This window comes from Streptomyces echinatus (genome assembly GCF_014203595.1).
Classification (GTDB): Bacteria; Actinomycetota; Actinomycetes; order Streptomycetales; family Streptomycetaceae; genus Streptomyces; species Streptomyces echinatus.
Genome location: NZ_JACHJK010000008.1, coordinates 1 through 23036, shown reverse-complemented (window position 1 = coordinate 23036; position 23036 = coordinate 1). Strand labels below are relative to the sequence as shown.

Genomic DNA, 23036 nt, shown 5'->3' with positions numbered 1-23036 from the left:
CCGTCCTCTTCCCCCGCGTCCCCGGGTACTCGCCACCACTCCCCCCGGGAGTCGTCCGGATACGACCGTACAGGGCGAAAGCCCCTCCCCTGAGGACGGGGAGGGGCTGCGCGAGGTCGAGCGACGGCGGTAGGGCCTAGTACCAGTGGTTGGCCTGCCAGAACGACCACGCGCCACAGGGGCTGTGGTACCGCTCGTTCATGTAGTTGAGGCCCCACTTGATCTGGGTCGCCGGGTTGGTCTGCCAGTCGGCGCCCGCCGAGGCGTACTTGCCGGCGGGCAGGGCCTGGAAGAGACCGTAGGCACCGGAGGAGGCGTTGACCGCCTGGTAGTTCCAGCTGGACTCGTGGTCCACGATGTTGCTGAAGCACTGGAACTGGTCGCCGGCCACCATCTGACGCGCCATCGCCTGGATCTGCGCCACGGAGTAGCTGGACTGGGTCGGGAAGCTGGAGGAGTCGCGGACATCGCTGCGGCTGGCAGCCTCCGCGGCCTTCGTCTCGGCGCGCTCCTTGGCCTCCTTGGCCGCCTGCTCCGCGTCGGCCTTCTTCGCGATGGCCGTCTCGGCGGCGGCCTTGCGGGCCGCTTCCTCGGCGTCCTTCTTGGCGCTCGCGTCCGCGGCGATGGCCTGCGCGTCGGCCTGCTGCGTCAGGGACGCGGTCTGCACCTGCGCCTGCTGACCCGCGGGTATCTCCGCGAGGAGCGTGGTGTCGGCTGCCGTCGCCTCGGCGTCGTTGGGCTGCGCGGTGCTGCCCGAGGCAACGCCCACGACGCTTCCGACGGCGGTGACCGCGGTGGCCGAGGCCACTGCGAATCCCCGGACCGAAATCCGGCTCACACGGTTTCCTTCCAGCATCGCCCGCTTCGGTGACCCTGGCGGACGCAATCGTGCCCCTGGCACTGGCCTCCCAACTGCGGGGTCACGGGAGGCGCGGGCCCGGTGGGCAACTCCCCAGAGGGGAGAGCCGCGTGGTGCTCGGGCGGCATACGACGACGCTATGGAGTTGAAAGCGTTACTTCTGTGGTGCCGTACCGCTGGGGGTACAGGTGTGTCGTATGCGGGGCCTGACAGGAGTGAGACTCTGCCGTAACCGGACGCCGCGTGGCAATTCTGTGTTGCGTGTGAAAGCTCACATCCCGTTTGGCCCTAGGGATTTCAGGAAAGCCCCACGCGCGAAGGCGCCGCCCGGCTAGGCTCGTGGCCTTTGCCGGACGGCGCCAACAGCCGTCGGTTCAGCGTCAGATGTGGCCGTCCTCCAGCATTTCGGTCACAAGCGCCGCAATCTGGGACCTCTCCGAGCGAGTCAGGGTGACATGGGCGAAGAGGGGATGCCCCTTGAGCTTCTCCACCACGGCGACGACTCCGTCATAACGGCCTACGCGCAGATTGTCCCGCTGCGCCACGTCATGGGTGAGAACCACCCGCGAATTGGCGCCGATCCGGGACAGAACGGTCAGCAGGACATTCCGTTCCAGTGACTGCGCCTCGTCGACGATCACGAAGGCGTCGTGCAGGGAGCGCCCGCGGATGTGGGTGAGCGGGAGCACCTCCAGCATCCCGCGCGCGGTGACCTCCTCGATGACCTCGCGGCTGGTGACCGCCGAGAGGGTGTCGAAGACGGCCTGCGCCCACGGGCTCATCTTCTCCGCCTCACTGCCCGGCAGATAGCCCAGTTCCTGCCCGCCGACCGCGTACAGCGGCCGGAAGACCATCACCTTCTGGTGCTGGCGGCGCTCCAGGACCGCCTCCAGGCCCGCGCACAGCGCCAGCGCCGACTTGCCGGTGCCGGCCCGGCCGCCCATCGAGACGATGCCGACGTCCGGGTCGAGCAGCAGATCGAGCGCGATGCGCTGCTCGGCGCTGCGGCCCTTGATGCCGAACGCCTCCCGGTCGCCGCGCACCAGGCGGACATTGCCCTCGGCGGTGACCCGGCCGAGCGCCTTGCCGCGCTCGGACTGGATGGTCAGCCCGGTGTGCACGGGGAGGTCGGACGCCTCCGGGACGTACACATGGCCTTCCTCGAAGAGGATGTCCACCTGTTCGCCCGAGAGGGTGAGTTCGGACATCCCGGTCCAGCCGGAGTTCTCCGTGATGGCGAGTTCGGCCCGGTACTCCTCGGCCAGGAGACCGACCGAGGACGCCTTGATCCTGAGCGGCAGGTCCTTCGACACGACGGTGACGTCGAACCCCTCGGCCTGCAGGTTACGGGCCACCGCGAGGATGCGGGAGTCGTTGTCCCCCAGGCGGTAGCCGGTGGGCAGCACGCTGGGGTCCGAGTGGTTGAGCTCGACCCGGACCGTCCCGCCGAGTTCCCCGATCGGGATGGGGGCGTCGAGGCGACCGTTCTTCACCCGGTAGTCGTCCAGCAGGCGCAGGGCCTGGCGGGCGAAGTAGCCGAGTTCGGGATGGTGCCGCTTGGCCTCCAGCTCCGTGACCACGACGATGGGCAGCACGACCTCGTGCTCGTCGAACCTGGTCAGGGCGTTCGGGTCGGCCAGCAGGACGCTGGTGTCGAGAACATACGTGCGCCGGTCGGGCTTATGGCGCTTTGTGCTGGTCACCACGGAAGGACGTACCCCCTCGGATGAGGTCGGGGAGCGACGAAGTGATGCTGGACCGGTGTCAGGCCCCCGCGTGCGGCGGGCCGTGAACCGGCCCTCCGCGGCTGCTTCCGTGCCGTGACCGCACGGTCGGGCTGGTGCAAAGGGCCTCCCGGGCGGACGGCCCCGTGCCGCCCGCTGAGATCCGACGCCCGTGGTTCGGGTGTCAACCTGATTGGCTTATGCCCTCGAACATGCAGCGCCATGCAAATGCGGCCAACAGCACGCTGGTGAACTCCTCGTTACATCCCTCCGAACGGGGTAAACGACAACGCCCCGTCACCGGGCGGCGACGGGGCGGTGCGGTGCGGGTCAGCCGCCGTAGCGGCGGTGACGTGCGGCGTAGTCGCGCAGGGCGCGCAGGAAGTCGACTTTCCGGAAGGCCGGCCAGAAGACCTCGCAGAAGTAGTACTCGGAGTGGGCGGTCTGCCAGAGCATGAATCCGGACAACCGCTGTTCGCCGCTGGTGCGGATCACCAGGTCCGGGTCGGGCTGGGCGCCGGTGTAGAGGTGACGGCCGATCATCTCGACGTCGACGGACTCGGCGAGGTCCTCCATCGACACACCCTTGTCCTGCGCGTCGTGCAGCATGGAGCGCACGGCGTCGGCGATCTCCTGCCGGCCGCCGTAGCCGATGGCGACGTTGACGAGTATGCCGTCGATGTGGGCGGTGGCCTCCTCGGCCTCCTTCAGCGCCGTCTGCATCTGCGAGGGCAGCAGGTCGGGCGTACCGACGTGGTGCACGCGCCAGCGGCCGTCGGCGGCGAGGGTGCGGACGACGTCCTCGATGATGCCGAGCAGGGGGACGAGTTCCTCCTGCGGGCGTTCGAAGTTGTCCGTGGACAGCAACCACAGGGTGACGACCTCGACATCGGTCTCGGTGCACCAGCCGAGGAACTCCTCGATCTTCTCTGCACCGGCCCGGTGGCCGTGGACGGCGCTGGAGCCGGACGCCTTCGCCCAGCGGCGGTTGCCGTCCATGATGACGCCGATGTGCTTGGGCACCTGAGCGTGGTCCAGGTGGCCTTCCACCCGGCGTGCGTAGAGCCTGACGAGCAGGCCGCGCAGCTTGTCGCGCAGGTTCACGTGACCCTCCGGGGGTTGGGCGCGGGGTATGGGTGCCGGAGCCGTTGAGCCTACCGCTGCCGGAGGCCTGGTCCTGGCCCGGGGTTTGGGGCCGGGTGCGCACCGCCGGCCGTCCGGTGCGGGGTCGCGCGGGGCTCGTCGCGCCCGAGCGGCGCGGCCGCGCGCCGGGCGCGGCCCGGCGCCCGTGAGGGGGACGCCGGCCCCGGCGGCACGGTTCCGGACCGGCCCATGAAAAACGGGCCGGTCCGTGGGGGGGAGACGGACCGGCCCGAGGGGGGGTTTCCACCATAACCCTTCGTAAGGGATGGTGGGTGCATCGGCGTGCCACAACTACTCTCCGGAATCGCCCGGCGACGCCCCGGTGGCCACGGAACGCGAGATTCAGGGGTATGCCGTGGCCGATTCACGACGGAATCCCAGGGAAATCGAGCCGGATACGAATGAATTCGCAAGGATTAGGCCGTCTTGGGGGCACTTCGGCGCGTCGCCCAGGAGGTCCCCCCGATGGGCGACCGGGCGGCGAACGGTGACTTGACCGTTCCGCTCCGGCCCGGGGCGGCCGTCGTGCGGCTTCACGGCACCGCGCAGCCCCCTCCACTGCGCGGTACCGGCTGCGCAGCTTTGCTGACGCGAATTACCTTGGTATGAACCTACGTGACGGGTGAGGCGCCTGTGAACCGCGGTGAATAACAATGTGGAAACTCCGAGAGAACTCTCGGCGAATCCACGGCCGAATCACCCGGCTGTCCCCCGGTTCGCCGGATTCGTCAGCGGCCCGGCCTGCGCACGTCGAACAGGTGGCGGGCGCTGTGCGCGACGAACGGTCCCTCCTTCTCGATCCGCTCGTGCAGCGTCCGCAGTCGGGGCTCGTACGCCTCGGCCGTGAAGCCCGGGACCATCCAGACGACCTTGCGCAGGAAGTGGACGACGGCGGCGATGTCATGGAACTCCATCCGCAGCCGCTCCGCCCGCAGCCCGGCGACCTCCAGCCCCGCCGCCTCGGCGTCGGCCCGCTCCCGCTCGGGGTCGCGGGCGCAGCGCACCTCCTCCGGCTGCGGCCCGAGGAAGTACTCGACCAGCTCGAAGACGCTGGCGGGCCCCACGTGCTGGGCGAAGTATGTGCCGCCGGGCCGCAGCACCCGGGCGATCTCGTCCCAGTGCGGGCGCACCGGGTGCCGGCTGAGCACCAGGTCGAACGCCTCGTCCGCGAACGGCAGCGGCGCGTCGTCCGGGGCCGCGACCACCACGGCACCACGGGGCCGCAGCAGGGCGGTGGCCCTGGCCACGTTCGGCGGCCAGCCCTCGGTCGCCGCGACCAGCACCGGCCGGGCCGGCTCCGCCCGGCCCAGCGCGAAGTCCAGCACCTCTCCGCCGCCGGTCTGGATGTCGAGCGCGGCCTCGGCGCCGGCCAGCCGCTCCCCCGCCGACCGGGCGTACCCCCACGACGGCCTCGCCTCGGTGGCCCGCCCCTCGAACCACGAGAAGTCCCACCCCTCGGTGGGCACGGCGACACCCTCGGCCACGAGGTCTTCGAAGGAACGATCCGCTGTCATACCGCCATGATCGCAGGGGCCGGAGGGCGCGGCCCCTCGGTTCTTCCCCCTGACGGAGGCCGCGGCGCGGGGCCTTCGGAGGCCGGGTTCGCGCAGCGGTCGGCGCCCGGGGCCGGTGCCGGCCCCGGGCGGGTGCCTCACGGGACCAGGGGCCGGACCTGCTCCGCGGCGAAGCGTACGAAGCCCTCCGGGTCGGGCTCGTCCGCCGTCGGCTGCAGTACGACGGTGTCCGCGCCGGCCTCGGCCAGCCGCCGCACCGCCTCGGCCACCGCGCCCGCGTCCCCCGCGACGCCCACGTCCGACCCCGGCTCGATCCCCTCGGCGACGAGTTCGGCGCGCAGCCGGGCGGCGGCGCCGTCCCCCGTGGCGGCCAGGAGATAGACGACGATCCGGTGCGGGCCGGCGTCCCGTCCCGCGGCCCGCCGCCCCTCCTCGACGAGTTTCCGGGCCCGCCGTACCCCGTCCGCCGACGTGGCGGCGGTGAGCAGGGTGCCGTCGGCCTTCTCGCCGGAGAGCCGGAGCGTGCGGGGGCCGGTGCCGCCCGCGAGGATGTCGACCGGCTGCCGCGGGGGCCAGTCCAGGGCGACGTCCTCCAGCTGGACGTACCGTCCGCGGACGCTGAGCCGCTCCCCGCGCAGCAGGGCCCGCAGGGCGTCCAGGTGCTCGCCGAGGAGGCCGAGCGGTGAGGCGGCCCGGGCACCCACCTGTCCCATCCAGTCCTGCACCCCGTGTCCCACGGTGAGGACGGCCCGGCCGGGGAACATGCGTTCCAGCGAGGCGGCCTCCATCGCGGTGACGGCCACGTTCCTGAGCGGTACGGGCAGCAGCCCGATCCCGATCCGGACCCGCTCGGTCCAGGCGAGCGCGGCGGCGGCCGTGGACACGCCGCCCTCCAGGAAGCAGTCCTCCCACAGCCACAGCTCTTCGAGGCCCACGTCGTCCGCGAGACGGGCGACGGCCCGGAGCCGCTCGGGAGGAAGCTGGGGGCGGAATACAACACCGAGTCCTGTCATACCGCCCTTCCTAGTGGGGAGGACGGGAAAGGACAACGCATTTACGCATCCGGCGAGTTGGCGGCACCGGGGCGGGGAGGACGGGGCATGGGGCGCTGGCGGGACGGGCGGGGACGGCTGATCGTGCGGGCGGCCTCCGGGGAGGTGCGCGCGCCTGTCCCCCTGGAGATCTCGGCCTCCTACCGGGCGCGGACGAGGGGGCTCCTGGGCCGGGACTCGGTCGACGGGGCGATGCTGCTGTCGCCGGCGAGCGGGGTGCACACGTTCGGGATGCGGATCCCCATCGACGTGGCCTACCTGGACCGCCGGCTGACGGTCATCGCCGTCCGCACGATGCCCCCGGGCCGCCTGGGACTGCCCCGCCTGCGGGCGCGGCACGTGCTGGAGGCGGAGGCGGGGGCGATGGCGGGGTGGGGGATGCGGGCGGGCGTACGGGTGGAGGTGGAGACGACACCCTGAGGGCCGCGGGGCCGCGGGGCGGGGCCGGTGCGGAGTCGGGGTGCGGAGTCGGGATGCGGAGTCGGTGCCGGTGCGGGGCCGACGCCGGTGCGGTGCGGCCGGGTGGCCGAGGCGATCTGCCGGACCGTGGCGTGATGGCGGTGGGGCGGCACTGGCATCCGGGCATGCGTGCTACGGGAACGTTCAAGGTGGAAGAGTTCACTCCGGCCGAGGTGCGGGTGCCGGAGCCGGGGATCGAGACGGCGGTGCCCGTCGGCGTGGCCACCATGCGGAAGCGGTACGAGGGTGAGGCCGCCGGGGTGTCGGTGACCCTGTTCACCGCGGCGTACGACCAGGTGAGCGCGACCGGCACCTATGTGGCCATGGAGTCCTTCGAGGGCACCCTGCGCGACCGGACCGGCACCTTCAACTTCGCCCATTCGGGCACCACGCGCGGGGACGGCAGGGAGGCCGACTTCTTCGTGATCGTGCCGGGCAGCGGGACGGGGGCGCTGGCCGGGATCCGAGGGGCCGGCGGTCTGGCCATCGACCCGGACGGCACCCATCGGATCTGGTTCGAGTACGAGGTGGACGAGTAGAGGGGCCGTTCCGGGTCAGTCCCGGGTACGGGGGAAGGACACCTCGACGCGCCGGTTCTTCCTCCGGCCCTCCTCGGTGGAGTTGTCGGCGATCGGGTACTGCTCGCCGTAGCCGCGGACGTCGAAGGTGAGGGCCGGGGAGTTCAGGTCCTGGTCGAGTACGGCCTGTACGGCGTTGGCGCGCTGCTTGGAGAGGGTGTCGCCGTGGGCGGAGGAGCCGAGGTCGTCGGTGAAGCCGAAGACGCGGACCCGGGTCGGGTTCTGCTTGCTGATCTCCTGGGCGATGGCGGCGATGCGGGCCTTCGCCTCTCCGCCGATCTTGGCGTTGTCCTTGCCGAACAGCACCTCGGCCTGGAGGGCGAAGGTCACGTCGGCGTTGGTGTCCTCGCGGCGCTCGTCCCCGCTCTGGTCCTCGACGACCGACTTGATGTCCAGCACCTTGGCCTCGGCGAGCGTGGCACCTTCGGGCAGCTTGAGATCGGGGTCGGTGGGGTCGACCTTGACGGGGGCGGTGGCGGTGGGTTCGGTACCGGGGGGTTCGCTGGGCCCGGTGTCGTCGGCGACCGCGGTACCGGCGGCCAGATTCACACCGACCAGAAGAACAGCGACGACGAGGGCACGCCGGGGGGTGGTGGTCACTGGAGCCTCACCCGGAGATCTTGATGCTGGCGGAGGCGAAGGTGGGCAGCTGGAAGCTGACTTCCGTCGTGTCGGCCGGCGGTGCCGGGAACTGCATGAAGACGGGAACAGTGTCCCCCGCCCTGACGGATTGAACGCCGATTGTGGTCAAAGGGCGGCCGTCGGTGTCCCGCAGTACGTAGTAGCGCTTACGCGCCTTCGAGTCCACAAGCGTGGCTCCGCCGAAGGACTGCCCGTTCTTCATGATCTCAGTCTCGTTGCCGGTCAGCTGTGACGAGAGAACGGCATCCTTGCTGCCGTCATTCTTGAGCTGCGCGTTGATGGTGACGAACCCACCGGAATCGCGTTGGGCCGACATGACCGCCAGCGTCAGACCATCAGGGCCGCGCAGTTCGGCCAGCGGCTGTGCGGACTGGCCTTCCTGCGGGCTTGCCTGAGAACCACCCCGCTCGGAAGGAGCCGTGGAGGTGTCCGGCTTCTTCTTGTCACCGGTGTCCCCACCACCGCAACCGGCCACACCGACCGCCAAGCCGGCAGCAATGGTCACGGCGACCATTCCCCTGCGAGCCTTCGCAGCGAACCGCATGCTCATCGCGTTGCTTCCCTTTTCGCTCGTCGTCCGCTTGTCAGTCGGCGGCCAGGTGGACATCGAAGAGATCCTCGGGGCCTGGCAGGTCCTCCGGGTCGTCCGGATTCGGCTCCCAGACCGTGCCATTGCAGCGGAGTGCCGGCAGTGGGCTGTCCTCGCCGCCCTCACCGGAGTCATCAGAACTGCAGATCGGTTCGACAACGGCGATGGCGGAGCTGGTCGACTGGATGTCCTCCACCCCCGGGACGACAGACTTCCCCACCCGCTTGTTCGTCCTGACCTCGACCGTGACCTTCATCGGCTGAGTGTCGTCGCAGTCTTCGACGACGGCGTCGTTCTCTTTGGCGAGCGGGTAAGCCCGGTAACAGGCCGGACCGACCTCTACGTTGCCGTGGAAGACGTCCTGCCACTTGGCTGGGTCCTTGAGTATCTCCAGCCACTTTCCTGTCAGTTCGTCCCGACGGCTCTGTGCCGCTGCCAGGGCCGCCGCATCCGCCGCCGTCTGCGCGCCGCTCCTGTTCACTGCCGCTTGGCCGACTGCGAGGTAGGCGAACGCAAGAAAGAGCAGGCCCGCCACCACCGTGATGTAGATGGGGAAGGCCTGCCCGGAGTCGCCGCCTGCGCGCAGGACGGTCAGGTGATCTCCGTGATCTTCGCCTTGATCTTGTCGAGAATCGTCTTGCCGATGTCCGTGCCCGTGATCGCGAGAACGATCGCGACCACTACCGCGATGATGCCCAGATACTCGACCGCGGTCTGTCCCCGGTCGCCACCACGGCGGCGGATTGACTCGACCGTCGTGCTCCTCCAGCCGTTCACGCGAACCTTCGTCGCCACAGTCGCCTTCAGCCACAGATCGCTCACGGTGCTCCCCTCCGGGCTTGCTTTCGACCGACGAACCGTAGAGCGCTCCGCCAGGTCGAACAGAGGGCCCAAGGACCCAACTCCAGGCCCATTCCCAAGTGGCGTAGTTCGGTCGACGTGGCATGTCACGCCACCCCCAGCCACTTCGCCGTCGCCTGGGACCTCGTCGTGGTGTGGAGTTTGGCGAAGATGCGGTTGATGTGGTTCTTGACCGTCTTCTCGCTGATGAAGCAGGCGGCGGCGATCTGCTGGTTGGTCATGCCGGACGCGATGAGGTCCATGATCTCCGCCTCCCTCGTACTCAGCTGGAACCGTGAGCGGAACGACTGTCCCATAGATGGTTGCAGTTGCGAAAGGCTTTTAGGGGATGGATCGCCGGAAATAGGGGGGAGTTGGGGGGATGAGTGTGCAGCTGCATCTTCTCGCAACGTCGTCAGCAGCGCCCGCGCCGCCCCAGGCGTCACATGCGGACGCCCCTCCCGGACATCCCGCACCGCCCGCACCAACTGCTCCGTCGTGAACTCGCCGTGCACCAGATATCCCCCCGCCCCCAGCCGCAGCGCCTCCCGCACCGTCTCCGTCTCATGGCTGTAGGTGAGCATCATGACGGGAGCCAGCCGCACCAGGTGGGGCAACGCCGAGATTCCGTCGACCCCGGGCATGCGGACGTCGAGGAGGATGACATCGGGCCGGTGCCGGAGCGCCGCCTCGTACGCCTCGCGGCCGTCACTCGCCTCCGCCACCACCGTGGTGTCGCAGCGGCCCGAGAGCAGGGCCGAAAGACCCGCGCGGACCACGGGATTGTCGTCGGCGACCAGCAGCCGCAGGGGCGGCGGAGCCGGTGCCGGTGCCGGGAAGTCCGGCCGGGGGTCGCCGTGCGATGGCCGCATGGTGCCTCCTCTCAGGCTTTCGTGGATTCGGGGGCGGAGGGGGTGGGCGCCGGCAGGGGGACGTCCACCCGTACCTCCGTGCCGCGTTCGTGGACGCCCCGGCCGACGCGGAGGCGGGCACCCGCCCGCGCGGCCCGTTCGACCATGCCGAGCAGGCCGAAGTGACCGGAGGTGCGCAGCTTGTCGAGGGTGGTGCCGGGCGGCAGCCCGGTGCCGTCGTCGTGAAGGGTGAGGCTGAGCAGCCGCCCGTCGACCGCCGCCCGTACGTCCACGTGGGTCGCGGACGCGTGGCGGTGGGCGTTCTCCAGTGCCTCCGCCGCGATGGCCAGGACGTGCCGTGCCACGGGCGGCGGGAGGGGCGGAAGGGGGGCGGGGCCGGTCCGCCGCCAGTGGCAGGTGACCGGCAGTCCCGTACGTCTCGTGAAGGCGAGTGCCTGGTCGGCGAGTTCGTGCCAGAACGGGGCCGGGTCCGTCGCCGCCGGCTGGTCCCGTCGTAGGTCCGTCAGCAGTTCCCGGGACTCCGCCGCCGCCCTGCGCGCCGACCGGGACACCAGTTCCGCCTGCTGTCTGATGCGGGCGGGATCCGGGGCGTCGGCCGAGGCGGTCGCCGCCAGGCCGTCCGCCGCCAGGGCCACGCCGTACAGGGTCTTGGCCACGGAGTCGTGCATCTCGCGGGCCAGCCGGGCGCGTTCCTCGCTCACCGCCTCCGCCGCCGCGAGCCGGGCCTGCGCCGTCGTGAGGGCCTGGGTCGCGGCGCCGAAGCGGAGCATCAGGTTGCGCAGGGTCGAGCCCATGGCGCCGGCGATGACGCACAGGCCGGGCAGGAGCAGGGCCTCGACGACGGGTGCGTGCCGGCCGGCGTTCAGGGTGGCGTGGACCAGCAGCAGGATCAGGGACTGCAGGGAGGCGAAGAAGGCCGCGCCGCGCCAGCTGTAGACCAGACCGGCCAGGAGCGGGGTGCAGACGCTGACGTAGGCGAGGGTGGTGTCCGGGCCCGCCGAGATCAGCAGGAAGGAGCCGAAGAGGGTGTCGGCGGCCAGCAGGCTGGGGTGGCGCAGCAGGAGGGGGCCGAAGCGCTCCCAGTCGCGGAACAGGACGTAGGACACCATGAAGGTGACGACCACGGCCGCGCCGACCAGGCGGGCGCCGAGGCCGGGGGCCGCGTTGAGCAGGGCGGCGGGGGCGGACACGACGATCATCGCCAGCCGGAAGCCGAAGACCTGGCGGCACATCGCCTGCAGGGCCCGGATCTGGAGCTTCTCGGAAGGCTCGGCCGGGGACACCGCCTGCGCCGGCACCCCCTCAGGACCGGCCCCGACCGCCGCCTGCCCCAACGAGGCCCGCGCCCCGCTCCCGGCCACGTGATCCCATGAGCCCCGCGCCCCGCTCCCCGCCGCGCCATCTTGCGAGGCCCGCGCCCCGCTCCCCGCCGCGCCATCTTGCGAGGCCCGCGCCTCGGTCCCGGCCACGTGATCCCGCGAGGCCCGCGACCCGCTCCCCGCCTCACGATCCCGTGAGGCCCGCGTCGCCCGCCCGGTGGCCCGGTCCGGCTGGGCCCCGTCCCCGGTCGAGCCGATCTCCGCGGAACCGGAACCCGGACCGGGCGCCGGCCCCGCCCCGGGTCCGCCGCCCCTCGTCGCCCTCCCCCGCCGTACGGCCCACCGCCACGCCCCGGCGGCGCCCCCTCCGCCGACGCGCCTCCCGCGTCCCGTCAGCCCGGTCACCGTCACGCCCGTCCTCACTTCCCCGTGAGCGAGCCGAAGTCCACCCCGGAGCCGAGCAGCAGGCCCGCGCCCAGCAGGAGCATCGTCGCCGGGACCATGAACGTGGTGATCATCAGCGTGGCCTTGGGCACCGCGCGCGCGGCCTTCCGGCGGGCGTTCTGGGCGTCGGTGCGGCGCATGTCCTTGGCCAGGGAGACCAGGGTGTCCACGATCGGGGCGCCCAGTTCCTCCCCCTGCTGCAGTGCCGTCACGAACATCGCCACCTGTTCCGAGTCGTTCCTGCGCCTCAGCTCCGCGAAGGCCTCGCGGCGGCTCATGCCGAGGTCCATCTGGCGCAGGGTGATGCGGAGTTCGTCGGCCCACGGGCCCTCGTAGCGGGAGGCCACCCGGTCCAGGGCCTGCCGGAAACCGAGCCCCGCGCTGACCACCACCGCCAGCACGTCCAGGAAGTCCGGCAGCGTGCGCTCGATGACGTCCCGGCGGACCCGGATCGCCGACCAGATGCCGACCTCCGTCCAGAACGCCCCGAAGGCGAGCAGGAGCAGAGCCACGAACCACTGTCCGCGCAGCAGGAAGACCAGGAAGCCGACGCCGCCGAGGGCGCCGTAGACCGCGCGGCGGGCCGCGTACCGGTCGATGGTCAGGCCACCGGGGTTGCCCGCGAGGTCGATCTTCCGGCGGTACTTGGCCACCAGGCGCGGGCCCATCAGGCGCAGCACGGCCGGGGCGTAGCGCATGCCCATGCGGTCGACGACCGAGCCGACCACGCCGGTGCGGGTGGCGCCGACCTCCAGGGCGACGGCCAGATCGCCGGGGAGCCTGGCGTCCGCGCGGTACATGCGGACGCCGGCGAAGACGCCCCAGACCCCGAGGCCCATCAGCAGGGCGAGCAGGAATGCCATCGGGTCACCTCCCTCACACGTCGATCCGGCTCAGCCGGCGGATGAGGACGAACCCGACGGCGTACATGCCGAACGCGATGATCACGCAGGCCTGGCCGACCGGTGAGCCGGTCATCCGGTCCAGCGCGCCGTCCTTCACGCCGTTCATCAGGAACAGCGCGCCGACGCCGAGGACGGGGACGGCGTACGACGTCATGGTCACCTGGGAGAGCTGGGTGCGGATCTCGCGCCGGGTCTCCTTGCGTTCCTCCAGGGTCTCGGTCAGGTTGCGCAACGCCGACACCACCTGGCCGCCCGCCCGGTTCGACAGGACCAGCGTGGTGACGAGGACGACCAGTTCCCGGGAGGGGAGGCGGTCGGCCAGCTCGCCGAGCGCGTCCTCCAGGGAGTGACCGATAGCCAACTGGTCGGCCACCTTGCCCAGTTCCTCACCGGCCGGGGCCTCCAGCTCCTCCGCCGCCATGCCGATCGCGGTGCGCAGGGCGAGCCCGGCCTGGGTGGCGTTGGCCAGGATGCGGGCCAGTTCGGGGAGTTGGTTGATGAAGCGTTCGATGCGTTTGTGCCGCTGCCAGTTGAGGAACTGCACCGCCGCCCCGACTCCGAGCAGCCCGGCGATCGGGCCGAAGAAGGGGGCCAGGGCGGCCTGGCCGATCAGCCAGAGCGCGGCGACGGCGGCGATCATGCAGGCGAAGAACTCGCCCGGTGTGACGTCCAGGCCGGTCGCCGCCAGGCGCAGCTCCAGCCGGCGGCCGAGGCGGGTACGGCGCAGTCGCCGGTCCAGGTTGCGGAAGCGGCGTCTGCGTCCGGCCGCCGGCGGTGCTCCGGTGTGCGCGAGGCGGTCCACGAGGGCGGCGCGCCGGGCCCGGCCGGAGGCGTAGGCGTGCACGCCGGCCACCGCCAGGACGCAGGCCAGCAGCGCCACGCCGGTGGTCAGCTGGACGAGGGTGTGGAGTTCCATGGGGGGCTACCTGGCTTCTCGGGTGGCGAGCTGGTCGGCGGTGCGGGCGACGCCGAAGGCCTGTGGGAGGGGCTGGCTCGCCATGTAGAGGCGGTCGGCGGCCCGGCGGGGCAGCGGGAAGTACCGGAAGACGCCGTGGACCCGGCCGTCCGGGGTCATGGGCTGCGCGTCGAAGCGGGCGACGGTGGCCAGCCGGTACGGCTCCCCGCCGTGACTGTCGAGCAGCGCGATCTCGGTGATCCTGCGGGCGCCGTCGGCGAACCGGGTGAGCTGGACGAGGACGTCGACGGCGCTGTTGATCTGGTCGTGCAGGGCGACGAAGGGGACCTCGACGTCGGACATGGAGGCCAGGGTCTGCAGCCGGGTGAGGGCGTCCTCGGCACTGTTGGCGTGCACGGTCGCCAGCGATCCGTCGTGACCCGTGGACATCGCCTGGAGCATGTCCAGGGACTCGCCGCCGCGGACCTCGCCGACGACGATCCGGTCGGGGCGCATGCGCAGGGAGTTGCGGACCAGGTCCCTGATGGTGACCTGTCCCTTGCCCTCCACGTTCGGCGGGCGCGACTCCAGGCGGACCACATGGGTCTGCTGCAGCTGCAGTTCGGCGGAGTCCTCGATGGTGATGATGCGCTCGTGCGACGGGATCAGCCCGGACAGGGCGTTCAGCAGGGTCGTCTTCCCGGTACCGGTCGCTCCCGAGACGATGACGTTGAACTTCGCCTGCACCAGGCCCGCCAGCAGATACACCATGTGCTCGTCGAGCGAGCCGAAGCCGACCAGCTCCTGGAGGGTGAAGGAGCGCGGGAAGCGGCGGATGGTGAGGATGGGGCCGGTCAGGGACAGCGGCGGGATGATGACGTTGACGCGCTCGCCGGAGGGGAGCCGGGCGTCCACCATCGGGTTGGACTCGTCGACCCTGCGGTTGACCGTGGAGACGATGCGCTCGATGGTCTGCATCAGCTGGTCGGCGGAGGCGAAGCGGAGCGGCAGCTGTTCCACCCGGCCGCCGCGCTCCACGAAGATCGCGTCGGCGCCGTTCACCATGATCTCGGTGATCGACGCGTCCTCCAGGAGGGGTTCGAGGATGCCGAGGCCGAGCGCCTCGTCCACGACCCGGCGGATCAGCTGGGACCGCTCGACGGTCGACAGCACCGGTCCCTCGCGGCTGATGATGTGCCCGAGCACCCGTTCCAGCCGCGCCCGGCGCTCGGCCGCCGCGAGCGAGCTCATCTCCGCGAGGTCGATCTCCTCCAGCAGTTTGGCCCGGTAGGAGGCGACCAGATGCCCGTCCTCGCCCCGGCCGGCGTGCTCCTCCGGAGTGCTGATGCGTGCCCGCAGGCTCATGGTCGGCGACTCCTCGTTCAGTGGTCGAGCGGCATGGTGGCGGCCTTGGTGGCGAAGCCGAGGTCCCAGACGATCGTGGGGATGTGGACGGTCGCGGTGACGGTGACGGAGTCGTCTCCCTCGGCGGCCGAGCACGCCACCTGGATCCCGCCGCTCACCGCGTCCGCGCACGCCTGGTCGTAGGACTGGCGCAGGGAGGCCGCCCGCGCCCCCGCCCGTGCCGCCGTGCCGGCCTGTTCGGCCGCGTACGCGACCGCCCCGATCTGGAGGCCGGCCAGTCCCACGATCAGCAGAACGGGAAGGAACCCCAGGTACTCAATGGCCACTTGGCCCCGGTCGCGCCGGCGGCGGTACGGCATCTCAGTCCTTCACCTCCTCGACGGCTCCGGCGTGCCCGTGGACGGTGACGGGGAAGGAGAACACGCCCGGGAAGAGGACCGGGACCTTGAGCCGGACGTCGGCCGTGACATAGCCGGACGGACTGCACTCCACCGACGCGTCCCCCCTCCACGCCCCCGACAGGTGCTTCAGCCCCGCCTCCGCGCACGCGGCCTGGCGCGCGTCGCCCCGCGGCGCCGCCGTCCCCGCCCGCACGGCCTCGTCGGCAGCATTCCCGGCGAGCGTGAAGGTGTACCCCACGAGCACGGCCTGCCACATCAGCACCAGCGTCAGAAGGATCAGCGGCGTCATCCCCAGGAACTCGATGCTGACCTGACCGCGATCCCCACCCGGCCGTCTCATCCCACGCTCACTCCTTCCGCCGCCGGAAGCCCACCGGCCCCCGGCCGCCGCCCCGGTGGGAGCCGCCCTCGTCCGCGGCCCGTACCAGCCCCAGCTCCCCCGCGAGCCCCCACAGCGCCTGCTTCACCGTGCTCCTGGCGTCGAGTTCGTGGACCCGCCCCGCGTCCACGACCGCCTGCAGCTCCTTGAAGTTGGCGGGCACGGCCGTACGGGCCAGCGCCGTGCCCGTGATGCGCTGCACCAGGGCCGGCTGGATCTCCGTGTGCCGGGTGTGCCGGTTGACGACCACCGTCGTCTCCTCGGCCTTGCGGATCTGCAGCCGGTCCCACATCCGTACGGTGCGCTTGGCGGCGCGTACGGCGATCACGTCCGGGGTGGTGACGAGCAGGGCCGTGTCCGCCGTCTCCACCGCCGCGGCACCCGCGCCGCTGAGCTGGGCGCCGCAGTCGATGACGACGACCTCGTAGCGTGAGCGCAGGGCGCCGACGAGCTGGCGGACGGCGCGGTCGGAGACCTCCTCGCCGCGTTCGCCGTCGCCGGGTGCGAGGAGCAGGGCGAGGCCGGTGTCGTGGCGGAAGACGGCGTCGGCGAGGACGCGGGGCGAGATGTCGGTGATGGCGGCCAGGTCGGCCACCGACCGGCGGAACTGGATGTCGAGGTAGGAGGCGATGTCGCCGGTCTGCAGGTCGAGGTCGACCAGTGCGGTGGGGCGGCCGGAGGCCTGGGCGGCGAGGGCCAGCTGGATGGCGGCCAGGGTCGCGCCGACGCCTCCCTTGGCGCCGCTGACCGTGACGACGGTGCCGCCGGCCCCGGCCGGCACCTCGGCACCGTGCCCGAGGTGCCGTCGTACCCCCGTCGACCACTGGGCGACGGCCTGGACCCGGCCGGCGAGTTCCTCGTACGACAGCGGGAGCGCGACCAGGCCCCGGGCGCCGGAGTCCATGGCGGCGGCGAACAGGCCGGGGCTCGCGTCGGTGGTGACGAGGATGACGCCGACGGCCGGGAAGCGCAGGGCGACCTCGCGGATCAGCTCCAGGGCCGGGACGGGGCCGATGCGTTCGTGGACGACGACCACTTCGGGCAGTTCGTCGACGGACTCGGCGGCGTACCGGGCGAGGGTGTCTACCAGCTGGGTGGAGTCGGTCACCGGGGGCTGCGGTTCGGCGTCGGGGAGCTGGCTGAGCAGGGTGGTGAGGGAGCGGACGGCGTCCGGGTCCGCGCCGGCCGGGAGGATCCTGGTGGGCATGGCCGCCTCTCACTTGTCCGTCGCGAGTTCGTAGGTGCGGTCCTTGTCGGGGACGCTGGTCTCGCTGCCGGGGGCGACGAGCGCGAGCCGGACGCGCTGGGCGAAGGACTCGGCGTAGGTGATGCGCTGGGCGTCGATGGTGGACAGCGCGAAGGTGATGGGGACGGCCTCGGTGGGCTGCTGGTTCTTGTCGTTGTCGGGGTCGAGGGCGGTGATCTGGCCGACGTCGAGGACCCGGGCGTTGGTCACGATGATCTTCGACTGGTCGGGGGCGGTCTCCTTCTTCCCCTCGAAGGTGGCGTAGACGTTGACCCGTGAGCCCGGGGTGATCTTGCCGGCGACCCCGGTGGCCGCGTCGATCATGATGGCGACCTCCTGCTCGCCGGGCCGGAGGGCGGGCTGGTTCACGATCATGTCGGTCTGCAGCAGGGAGCCCGCCCGCAGGGTGGTCACGGCGATCTTGCCGCGGATCTGCCCGAGGTCGGTGACGGCGTTGTCGGACAGCCACCGCTCAGGCATCTCGATCTTCTCGAACTGGCCCGTGCTCAGCGTGGTGTACGGCTTCACCTCGGCCCTCACCCGGTAGGCGGTGACCTCGGGCCCGACCTTGGAGTTCACGTCACGGACGACGGAGAGCACGCCGGCGAACGCGCCCAGAGCGCACAGTGCCGAAAGGATCAGGATTATCACGCCGCGGCGCTGACGGGAGTTCATGAACCGTGCAACCTCATTGGGGGAATCGGTCGTGCGGGATGTGAGGGTCGTGTCCGGGACGGTCAGGCGGGGGTGCGTTGCTCCAGTGCGCGGGGCGCGCCGGGTTCGTGGGCGGGCGGCGGGGTGGCGGAGCAGAAGACGCAGCGGTCGCCGATGACGTCGAGGCCGCACCAGTGACAGCTGGCCTGCCGTACGGAGGTGACCAGTTGGTAGAGGACCGAGAGGTCGGCGAGGTAGCCGCAGAACTCGACCAGCCGGCCGGTCCCCCACCACGCCGGGGACTCGGCGGGCAGCGGGGTCTCGCGCAGGCCGTGGACGCCCCACCGGGTGCCCAGGCCGGCCGCCCAGTCGCACTGCAGCTGCCCCTTGGCGACCAGCATCCAGGTGCTGAACTCGGGTCCCTTGAGGGTGACGTCGGGGGCGACCTTGACGAGCTGGGGCTCGGGATGGGCGAGGACGGCGAACTGGCTGCCCGGTACCCAGGACCTGGCGTGCGCCTTCAGCCCGACCGGGACCCGGTCCAGTCTGGCGACGGAGCCGAGGACGGCACCGGCGTGGATGTAGTGGGTGAGCAGCCGTCCGGCCGAGGCGAGCACGCCCGGGCTCAGGTCGCAGGAGGCGAGCTGGCGCAGCTGCCGGGCCAGGACGGCGATGCCGAGCGGCGGCAGCCCGGGCCGGAACAGGGCTATGCGGTCGCTCTCCAGCAGCGAGCGCAGGGTGTACAGCCGCCGCACGACCGGGTCCGGGGTGGCCTGCGAGCACACGACGACCAGGTACCCGTGCTGCTCGGTCAGGGCGTGGATCTCGGTGAGGGCCTCGTCGAGCGGCTTGCGGTCGAGACCGGTCAGCACGACGGCGGGCATGGTCCGTTCGTCCTGCGCCGGCAGTGCCATGTCGGCGCTGGTCACGGCGATGGCAGTTGGCACGCGCAGCTCCCCGCTCTTCACACCCTCCGGCCCACCGGCGTGACTCCAATGCGCCAGGACGACTTCATTGCGTGACTACCTGAGCACTGTATCCACGGGCGTATGACCGGAGAACAGCGTTTGTGAAGCCGGTGTGGAACTCTCCGGGAGCAAGTCCCGCCAAACCCGGACAGGTTGAGCCGCGAACCGGAGACGGTTTTGGTCTGGACCTCTTGACACCCCGATTGGTCTGGACCAACTTGTAGGGCGAGCGGTGGCCACCGTCCTCTCCCCTCTCTCCCCGCCAACTCCCCACCGGAGGCTCCAGTGGACCGCGCACCAGGCATACCCAGACCCCGCGGACGACGGCTCGCGACGTGGTCCGCCGCCACCGCCCTGGCCCTCTCGGTCGCGGGCCTCGCCGCGGCCTCCCCCGCGTCCGCGGCGGACGTCAACAACGTCAGGAACGCGGGCTTCGAGTCCGGCCTGGCCAACTGGACCTGTACGGCCGGCAGCGGCACGACGGTCTCCTCCCCGGTGCACGGGGGCACCGGCGCCCTGAAGGCGACCCCGGCCGGCCAGGACAACGCCAAGTGCGCCCAGACGGTGGCGGTCAGGCCCAACTCCACGTACACCCTGAGCGCGTGGGTGCAGGGCGGCTACACATACCTGGGCGTGACGGGCACCGGCACGACGGACGTCTCGACGTGGACCCCCGACTCGGCGTCCTGGAAGCAGCTGTCGACGAGCTTCACCACGGGCGGGTCGACGACGTCGGTCACGGTCTACACCCACGGCTGGTACGGCCAGGCGGCCTACCTCGCCGACGACCTCTCCGTCTACGGCCCCGACGGCGGCGGGGGCGGCGACCCGGCCCCCACGGTCCCGTCCGCACCGGCCGGCCTCTCGGTCTCCGGCACGACCTCCTCCTCGGTCTCCCTGTCCTGGTCGGCGGTGTCGGGCGCGACGGGCTACAACGTCTACCGCAACGGCACCAAGGTGACGGCGGTGCCCGGCACGTCGGCGACGGTGACCGGCCTGTCGGCGTCGACGTCGTACTCGTTCCAGGTCACGGCGGCCAACGCGGCCGGCGAGTCGGCGAAGTCGGCGACGGTGACGGGCACGACGTCCTCCGGCACGGGCGGCGGCGGGGGCGGGACGCTCCCCAAGCACGCGGTGACCGGCTACTGGCAGAACTTCAACAACGGCGCGACGGTCCAGAAGCTCTCCGACGTCCCCGCCGCCTACGACATCATCGCGGTGGCCTTCGCGGACGCGACGTCCACGCCGGGAGCCGTCTCCTTCACCCTGGACTCGTCAGGACTCGGCGGATACACGGCCGACCAGTTCAAGGCGGACATCAGGGCGAAGCAGGCGGCCGGCAAGAAGGTCATCATCTCGATCGGCGGCGAGAAGGGCACGGTGTCGGTCAACGACGCGGGCTCGGCGGCGAACTTCGCGAACTCCGTCTACTCGCTGATGCAGACGTACGGCTTCGACGGCGTCGACATCGACCTGGAGAACGGCCTGAACGCCACGTACATGACCCAGGCGCTCCGCTCCCTGTCCGCGAAGGCGGGCTCGTCCCTGGTCATCACGATGGCACCGCAGACGATCGACATGCAGTCCACGTCGGGGTCCTACTTCCAGACGGCCCTGAACGTGAAGGACATCCTCACGGTCGTCAACATGCAGTACTACAACAGCGGTTCCATGCTGGGCTGCGACGGCAAGGTCTACAGCCAGGGCACGGTCGACTTCCTGACCGCCCTCGCCTGCATCCAGCTGGAGGGCGGCCTGTCCCCGTCCCAGGTGGGCCTCGGTCTGCCGGCGTCCACCCGCGCGGCGGGCGGCGGCTACGTCTCCCCCACGGTCGTGAACAACGCCCTGGACTGCCTCACGGCGGCCACGAACTGCGGCTCCTTCAAGCCGTCCAGGACCTACCCCGACCTGCGGGGCGCGATGACCTGGTCCACGAACTGGGACGCGGCATCGGGCAACGCCTGGTCGACCCCGGTCGGCGCCCACGTACACGCCCTCCCCTGACCCGAACCCCTACCTCCACCCCCACCCCCACCCCCGGCGCCCGGACCCCGACGGTCCGGGCGCCGTCGCGCGCCGGGGCCCTCGCGACTGGCTGAACCTGACCGCCGAGCGCCTGGACGCGTTGCGATCGGCAACTTCCCGATGTGACGATCCCGAGCATGGTCGAACACGGGGGAGACACCACCGCGACGGGGCATACACGCAGGTCGGGACTGTACGACTATGCGGACATGGCCGGGGCGGACCAACCGCGCCCGGACGCCCGGGAGGAGACCGAGCGAAGGCGTCGGGCGTTCGCGGTTCTGCTGGGTGAGTTCCGTCGTACGCCGGTCCTGGTGCCGCTGGGCGACGGGCCGGGTCGGAACGCCGAACGAGGGCTGCCGACAGCGGACTTCAACGGTGTCCGTCTCGTCCTGGCGCTCCCCGACGGGCAGGCGCCGGCCCGTTGCGCGGTCGCTCGCGGTGAGGCCGCCCGTCAGCGGCGTCACCGGACGATCCCCGGCGCCCGCTTGCCCGATGCGGCTGTCCCCACGGCCGGGGTGCCGTGCGGGATGGCGCTGGGGCACGAGGGCCTGGCGGATGAGTTCAGGTCGTTCTGCGATCGCTGGGAGTGGGGTGTGCGGTCGCTGACCAACGAGGGCAACGGGTTCGCCGGGAAGACGGTCCGAGGGCCGCTGATGTCTCGGAGCCCCTCCCCCCGAGGCCGCCGAGCGGCAGGGCGGTGAGGGCTGATGGGCCTCGGGGATGTGACCAACTCGCTGCTGGGCAAGGGCGAGAAGCTTCTCGACGGCGGCAAGAAACTCCTCGGCGAGGGCGTCGACTACACCACCGACAAGATCGGTGACGGCCTGGACCACGTCGGGGCGCACAAGTGGGCCGACGTGGTGGAGGACTGGGGCGACGGGGTCGCCTCGGACCTGGGTGCGACTCCGGGTGAGCAGCAGCTGGGTGAGACCGACGAGGCCGACGAGCTCGTCCACGGCAGCCCGTCGAAGATCCGGGAGAGCGCCAAGCACCTGCGGGACTTCCACGGTGCGTTCGACAAGGTCGGCCAGGGGCTGAAGAAGGTCGACTCCTCCGGCTGGAAGGGCGAGGGCGGTGACGCCTTCCGCGAGAAGTTCGGTGTGCACCCCACGAAGTGGGCACAGGCCGCGGAGGCCTGCACGACGGCGGCCGGGGCGCTGGAGGCCTACGCCGACACCGTGAAGTGGGCGCAGGGGCAGGCCGAGGAGGCCGTGGCGCTGTACGACAAGGGCGTGAAGGCGTCCAAGGAAGCCTTCGAGGCCCACAAGGAGAAGGTGGAGTCGTACAAGGCCAAGGCCGAGGCGGGCGAGGACCCCGGCCCGAAACCGGGGTCGTTCGAGGACCCCGGCAAGGCCGATGTCCGGTCCGCTCACCACAAACTGGCCGAGGCCCGCAAGCAGCGCAACACCGCCGCTCTTGAGGCCCGGGGCAAGGTCAAGGCGGCCCTGGCCCACGCCCCGGCCGAGCCCCCGCCCCTGGACCGCCTCGGCGACAACCTCGCGGACGGATTCCAGGGTGCCGCCACCGAACTGACCCACGTGGCGGGCGGCGTGCTGAAGGGCACGGCCGGCCTGTACAGCTTCGTCCGCGGCCTGAACCCGATGGACCCCTACAACCTCACCCACCCGGCCGCCTACCTGCAGAACGTCAACACGACGCTCACCGGCCTGGTCTCCACCGCCGCCCACCCCGAGCGCGCCGTCCAGGCATCCGTGGACGGCTTCAAGAAGGACCCCTCGGAGTTCTTCGGCCGCATGTTCCCCGAGATGGCCGGCACGAAGGGCACAGGACTGGCCAGGGGAGGACTACGACTCGGCCTGAAGAAAGGCGTGGAGGAACTCGCCGAACAGGGAGCGCGCAAGACCGCCCGGAACGCGGTCGAGGAAGGAGCGCGGGACGTCTCCCGGCGCCCGCTCGAGAAGGTCTGTGAAAAGGACCCCGTGGACGTCGCGACCGGCCGGATGGTGCTGCCGGCCACCGACATCCTCCTGCCCGGCACGCTGCCCCTCCTGGTCAAGCGCCAGTTCGAGTCGTCGTACCGGCTCGGCGGCTGGTTCGGCCCGAGCTGGTCCTCCACACTCGACCAGCGGCTGGAGATCGACTCCCAGGGAGTCGTCTTCGTGGGCGAGGACGGACTGACCCTCGCCTACCCCCACCCGG

General features: G+C 71.3%; 23 protein-coding genes. 4 read left to right on the top strand and 19 right to left on the bottom strand.

The annotated features are described in order from the left end of the window. Window positions 1-136: 136 nt before the first annotated feature. The 5 genes from FHS34_RS22340 to FHS34_RS22320 all read right to left on the bottom strand — a co-directional run bounded on the left by FHS34_RS22340 (window position 137) and on the right by FHS34_RS22320 (window position 6289). Window positions 137-838, bottom strand: a complete 702-nt coding sequence (locus FHS34_RS22340) for an aggregation-promoting factor C-terminal-like domain-containing protein (RefSeq protein WP_446697030.1) — start codon at window positions 836-838, stop codon at window positions 137-139. A gap of 401 nt (window positions 839-1239) precedes the next feature. After that, on the bottom strand, window positions 1240-2565 hold the full coding sequence (gene phoH2, locus FHS34_RS22335) for an RNA 5'-3' helicase PhoH2 (RefSeq protein ID WP_184968181.1): 1326 nt from the start codon (window positions 2563-2565) through the stop codon (window positions 1240-1242). Window positions 2566-2913: 348 nt separating this feature from the next. Beyond that, the gene (locus FHS34_RS22330) at window positions 2914-3687 is read right to left on the bottom strand and encodes an isoprenyl transferase (RefSeq protein ID WP_184968179.1); all 774 of its coding nucleotides are present in this window, start codon (window positions 3685-3687) and stop codon (window positions 2914-2916) included. A gap of 767 nt (window positions 3688-4454) precedes the next feature. Next, on the bottom strand, window positions 4455-5240 hold the full coding sequence (locus tag FHS34_RS22325) for a class I SAM-dependent methyltransferase (protein ID WP_184968178.1): 786 nt from the start codon (window positions 5238-5240) through the stop codon (window positions 4455-4457). Between the two features lie 137 nt (window positions 5241-5377). Continuing rightward, window positions 5378-6289: an LLM class flavin-dependent oxidoreductase gene (locus FHS34_RS22320; RefSeq protein ID WP_225817560.1), complete on the bottom strand. Its 912-nt coding sequence runs from the start codon at window positions 6287-6289 to the stop codon at window positions 5378-5380. Window positions 6290-6340: 51 nt separating this feature from the next. Between FHS34_RS22320 and FHS34_RS22315 the strand changes: the two genes are divergently transcribed. Further along, the gene (locus FHS34_RS22315) at window positions 6341-6712 is read left to right on the top strand and encodes a DUF192 domain-containing protein (protein ID WP_184968174.1); all 372 of its coding nucleotides are present in this window, start codon (window positions 6341-6343) and stop codon (window positions 6710-6712) included. A gap of 164 nt (window positions 6713-6876) precedes the next feature. Next, on the top strand, window positions 6877-7290 hold the full coding sequence (locus FHS34_RS22310; RefSeq protein WP_184968172.1) for a DUF3224 domain-containing protein: 414 nt from the start codon (window positions 6877-6879) through the stop codon (window positions 7288-7290). Between the two features lie 15 nt (window positions 7291-7305). Here the strand turns inward: FHS34_RS22310 and FHS34_RS22305 are convergent, their stop codons facing one another. The 14 genes from FHS34_RS22305 to FHS34_RS22240 all read right to left on the bottom strand — a co-directional run bounded on the left by FHS34_RS22305 (window position 7306) and on the right by FHS34_RS22240 (window position 18827). Next, window positions 7306-7929 (bottom strand): OmpA family protein, encoded by a 624-nt coding sequence (locus FHS34_RS22305; protein WP_184968170.1) that lies wholly within the window; start codon window positions 7927-7929, stop codon window positions 7306-7308. A 7-nt stretch (window positions 7930-7936) separates the two neighbouring features. After that, on the bottom strand, window positions 7937-8521 hold the full coding sequence (locus FHS34_RS22300) for a hypothetical protein (protein ID WP_184968902.1): 585 nt from the start codon (window positions 8519-8521) through the stop codon (window positions 7937-7939). 34 nt (window positions 8522-8555) lie between these two features. Further along, complete coding sequence (locus FHS34_RS22295) at window positions 8556-9155, bottom strand: pilus assembly protein TadG-related protein (protein ID WP_372478593.1); 600 nt, start codon at window positions 9153-9155, stop codon at window positions 8556-8558. Further along, window positions 9152-9382, bottom strand: coding sequence for a hypothetical protein (locus tag FHS34_RS22290; protein ID WP_184968168.1), 231 nt, complete (start codon window positions 9380-9382; stop codon window positions 9152-9154). The genes FHS34_RS22295 and FHS34_RS22290 overlap by 4 nt, the downstream gene beginning before the upstream one ends. Window positions 9383-9507: 125 nt before the next feature. Beyond that, window positions 9508-10272 carry a response regulator gene (locus FHS34_RS22285; RefSeq protein WP_184968166.1) on the bottom strand — a complete coding sequence of 255 codons (765 nt, stop codon included), beginning with the start codon at window positions 10270-10272 and terminating at the stop codon, window positions 9508-9510. A gap of 11 nt (window positions 10273-10283) precedes the next feature. Continuing rightward, a complete protein-coding gene (locus FHS34_RS22280) occupies window positions 10284-11504 on the bottom strand; it encodes a sensor histidine kinase (protein ID WP_184968898.1) in 1221 nt (406 codons plus the stop codon). A gap of 506 nt (window positions 11505-12010) precedes the next feature. Beyond that, on the bottom strand, window positions 12011-12898 hold the full coding sequence (locus FHS34_RS22275) for a DUF5936 domain-containing protein (protein WP_184968164.1): 888 nt from the start codon (window positions 12896-12898) through the stop codon (window positions 12011-12013). A gap of 13 nt (window positions 12899-12911) precedes the next feature. Beyond that, window positions 12912-13856: a type II secretion system F family protein gene (locus FHS34_RS22270; protein WP_184968162.1), complete on the bottom strand. Its 945-nt coding sequence runs from the start codon at window positions 13854-13856 to the stop codon at window positions 12912-12914. A gap of 6 nt (window positions 13857-13862) precedes the next feature. Next, a complete protein-coding gene (locus FHS34_RS22265) occupies window positions 13863-15200 on the bottom strand; it encodes a TadA family conjugal transfer-associated ATPase (protein WP_184968160.1) in 1338 nt (445 codons plus the stop codon). 17 nt (window positions 15201-15217) lie between these two features. Beyond that, complete coding sequence (locus tag FHS34_RS22260) at window positions 15218-15559, bottom strand: TadE/TadG family type IV pilus assembly protein (RefSeq protein WP_184968158.1); 342 nt, start codon at window positions 15557-15559, stop codon at window positions 15218-15220. Window position 15560: 1 nt separating this feature from the next. Next, entirely contained in the window at window positions 15561-15941 is a 381-nt protein-coding gene (locus FHS34_RS22255; RefSeq protein WP_184968156.1) for a TadE family protein, read from the bottom strand. Window positions 15942-15948: 7 nt separating this feature from the next. Next, window positions 15949-17187 (bottom strand): CpaE/TadZ family protein, encoded by a 1239-nt coding sequence (locus FHS34_RS22250; protein WP_184968154.1) that lies wholly within the window; start codon window positions 17185-17187, stop codon window positions 15949-15951. A gap of 9 nt (window positions 17188-17196) precedes the next feature. Continuing rightward, window positions 17197-17901, bottom strand: coding sequence for a Flp pilus assembly protein CpaB (cpaB, locus tag FHS34_RS22245; RefSeq protein WP_184968152.1), 705 nt, complete (start codon window positions 17899-17901; stop codon window positions 17197-17199). Between the two features lie 62 nt (window positions 17902-17963). Then, window positions 17964-18827, bottom strand: a complete 864-nt coding sequence (locus FHS34_RS22240) for a hypothetical protein (RefSeq protein ID WP_372478589.1) — start codon at window positions 18825-18827, stop codon at window positions 17964-17966. A gap of 306 nt (window positions 18828-19133) precedes the next feature. Here FHS34_RS22240 and FHS34_RS22235 point away from each other — a divergent pair, with 306 nt between their 5' ends. Both FHS34_RS22235 and FHS34_RS22230 read left to right on the top strand, forming a co-directional pair. Beyond that, window positions 19134-20852, top strand: a complete 1719-nt coding sequence (locus FHS34_RS22235; protein WP_308288304.1) for a chitinase — start codon at window positions 19134-19136, stop codon at window positions 20850-20852. A 731-nt stretch (window positions 20853-21583) separates the two neighbouring features. Further along, window positions 21584-23036: putative T7SS-secreted protein (locus FHS34_RS22230; RefSeq protein WP_221509303.1), on the top strand; the 1453-nt coding region annotated here is incomplete at its 3' end.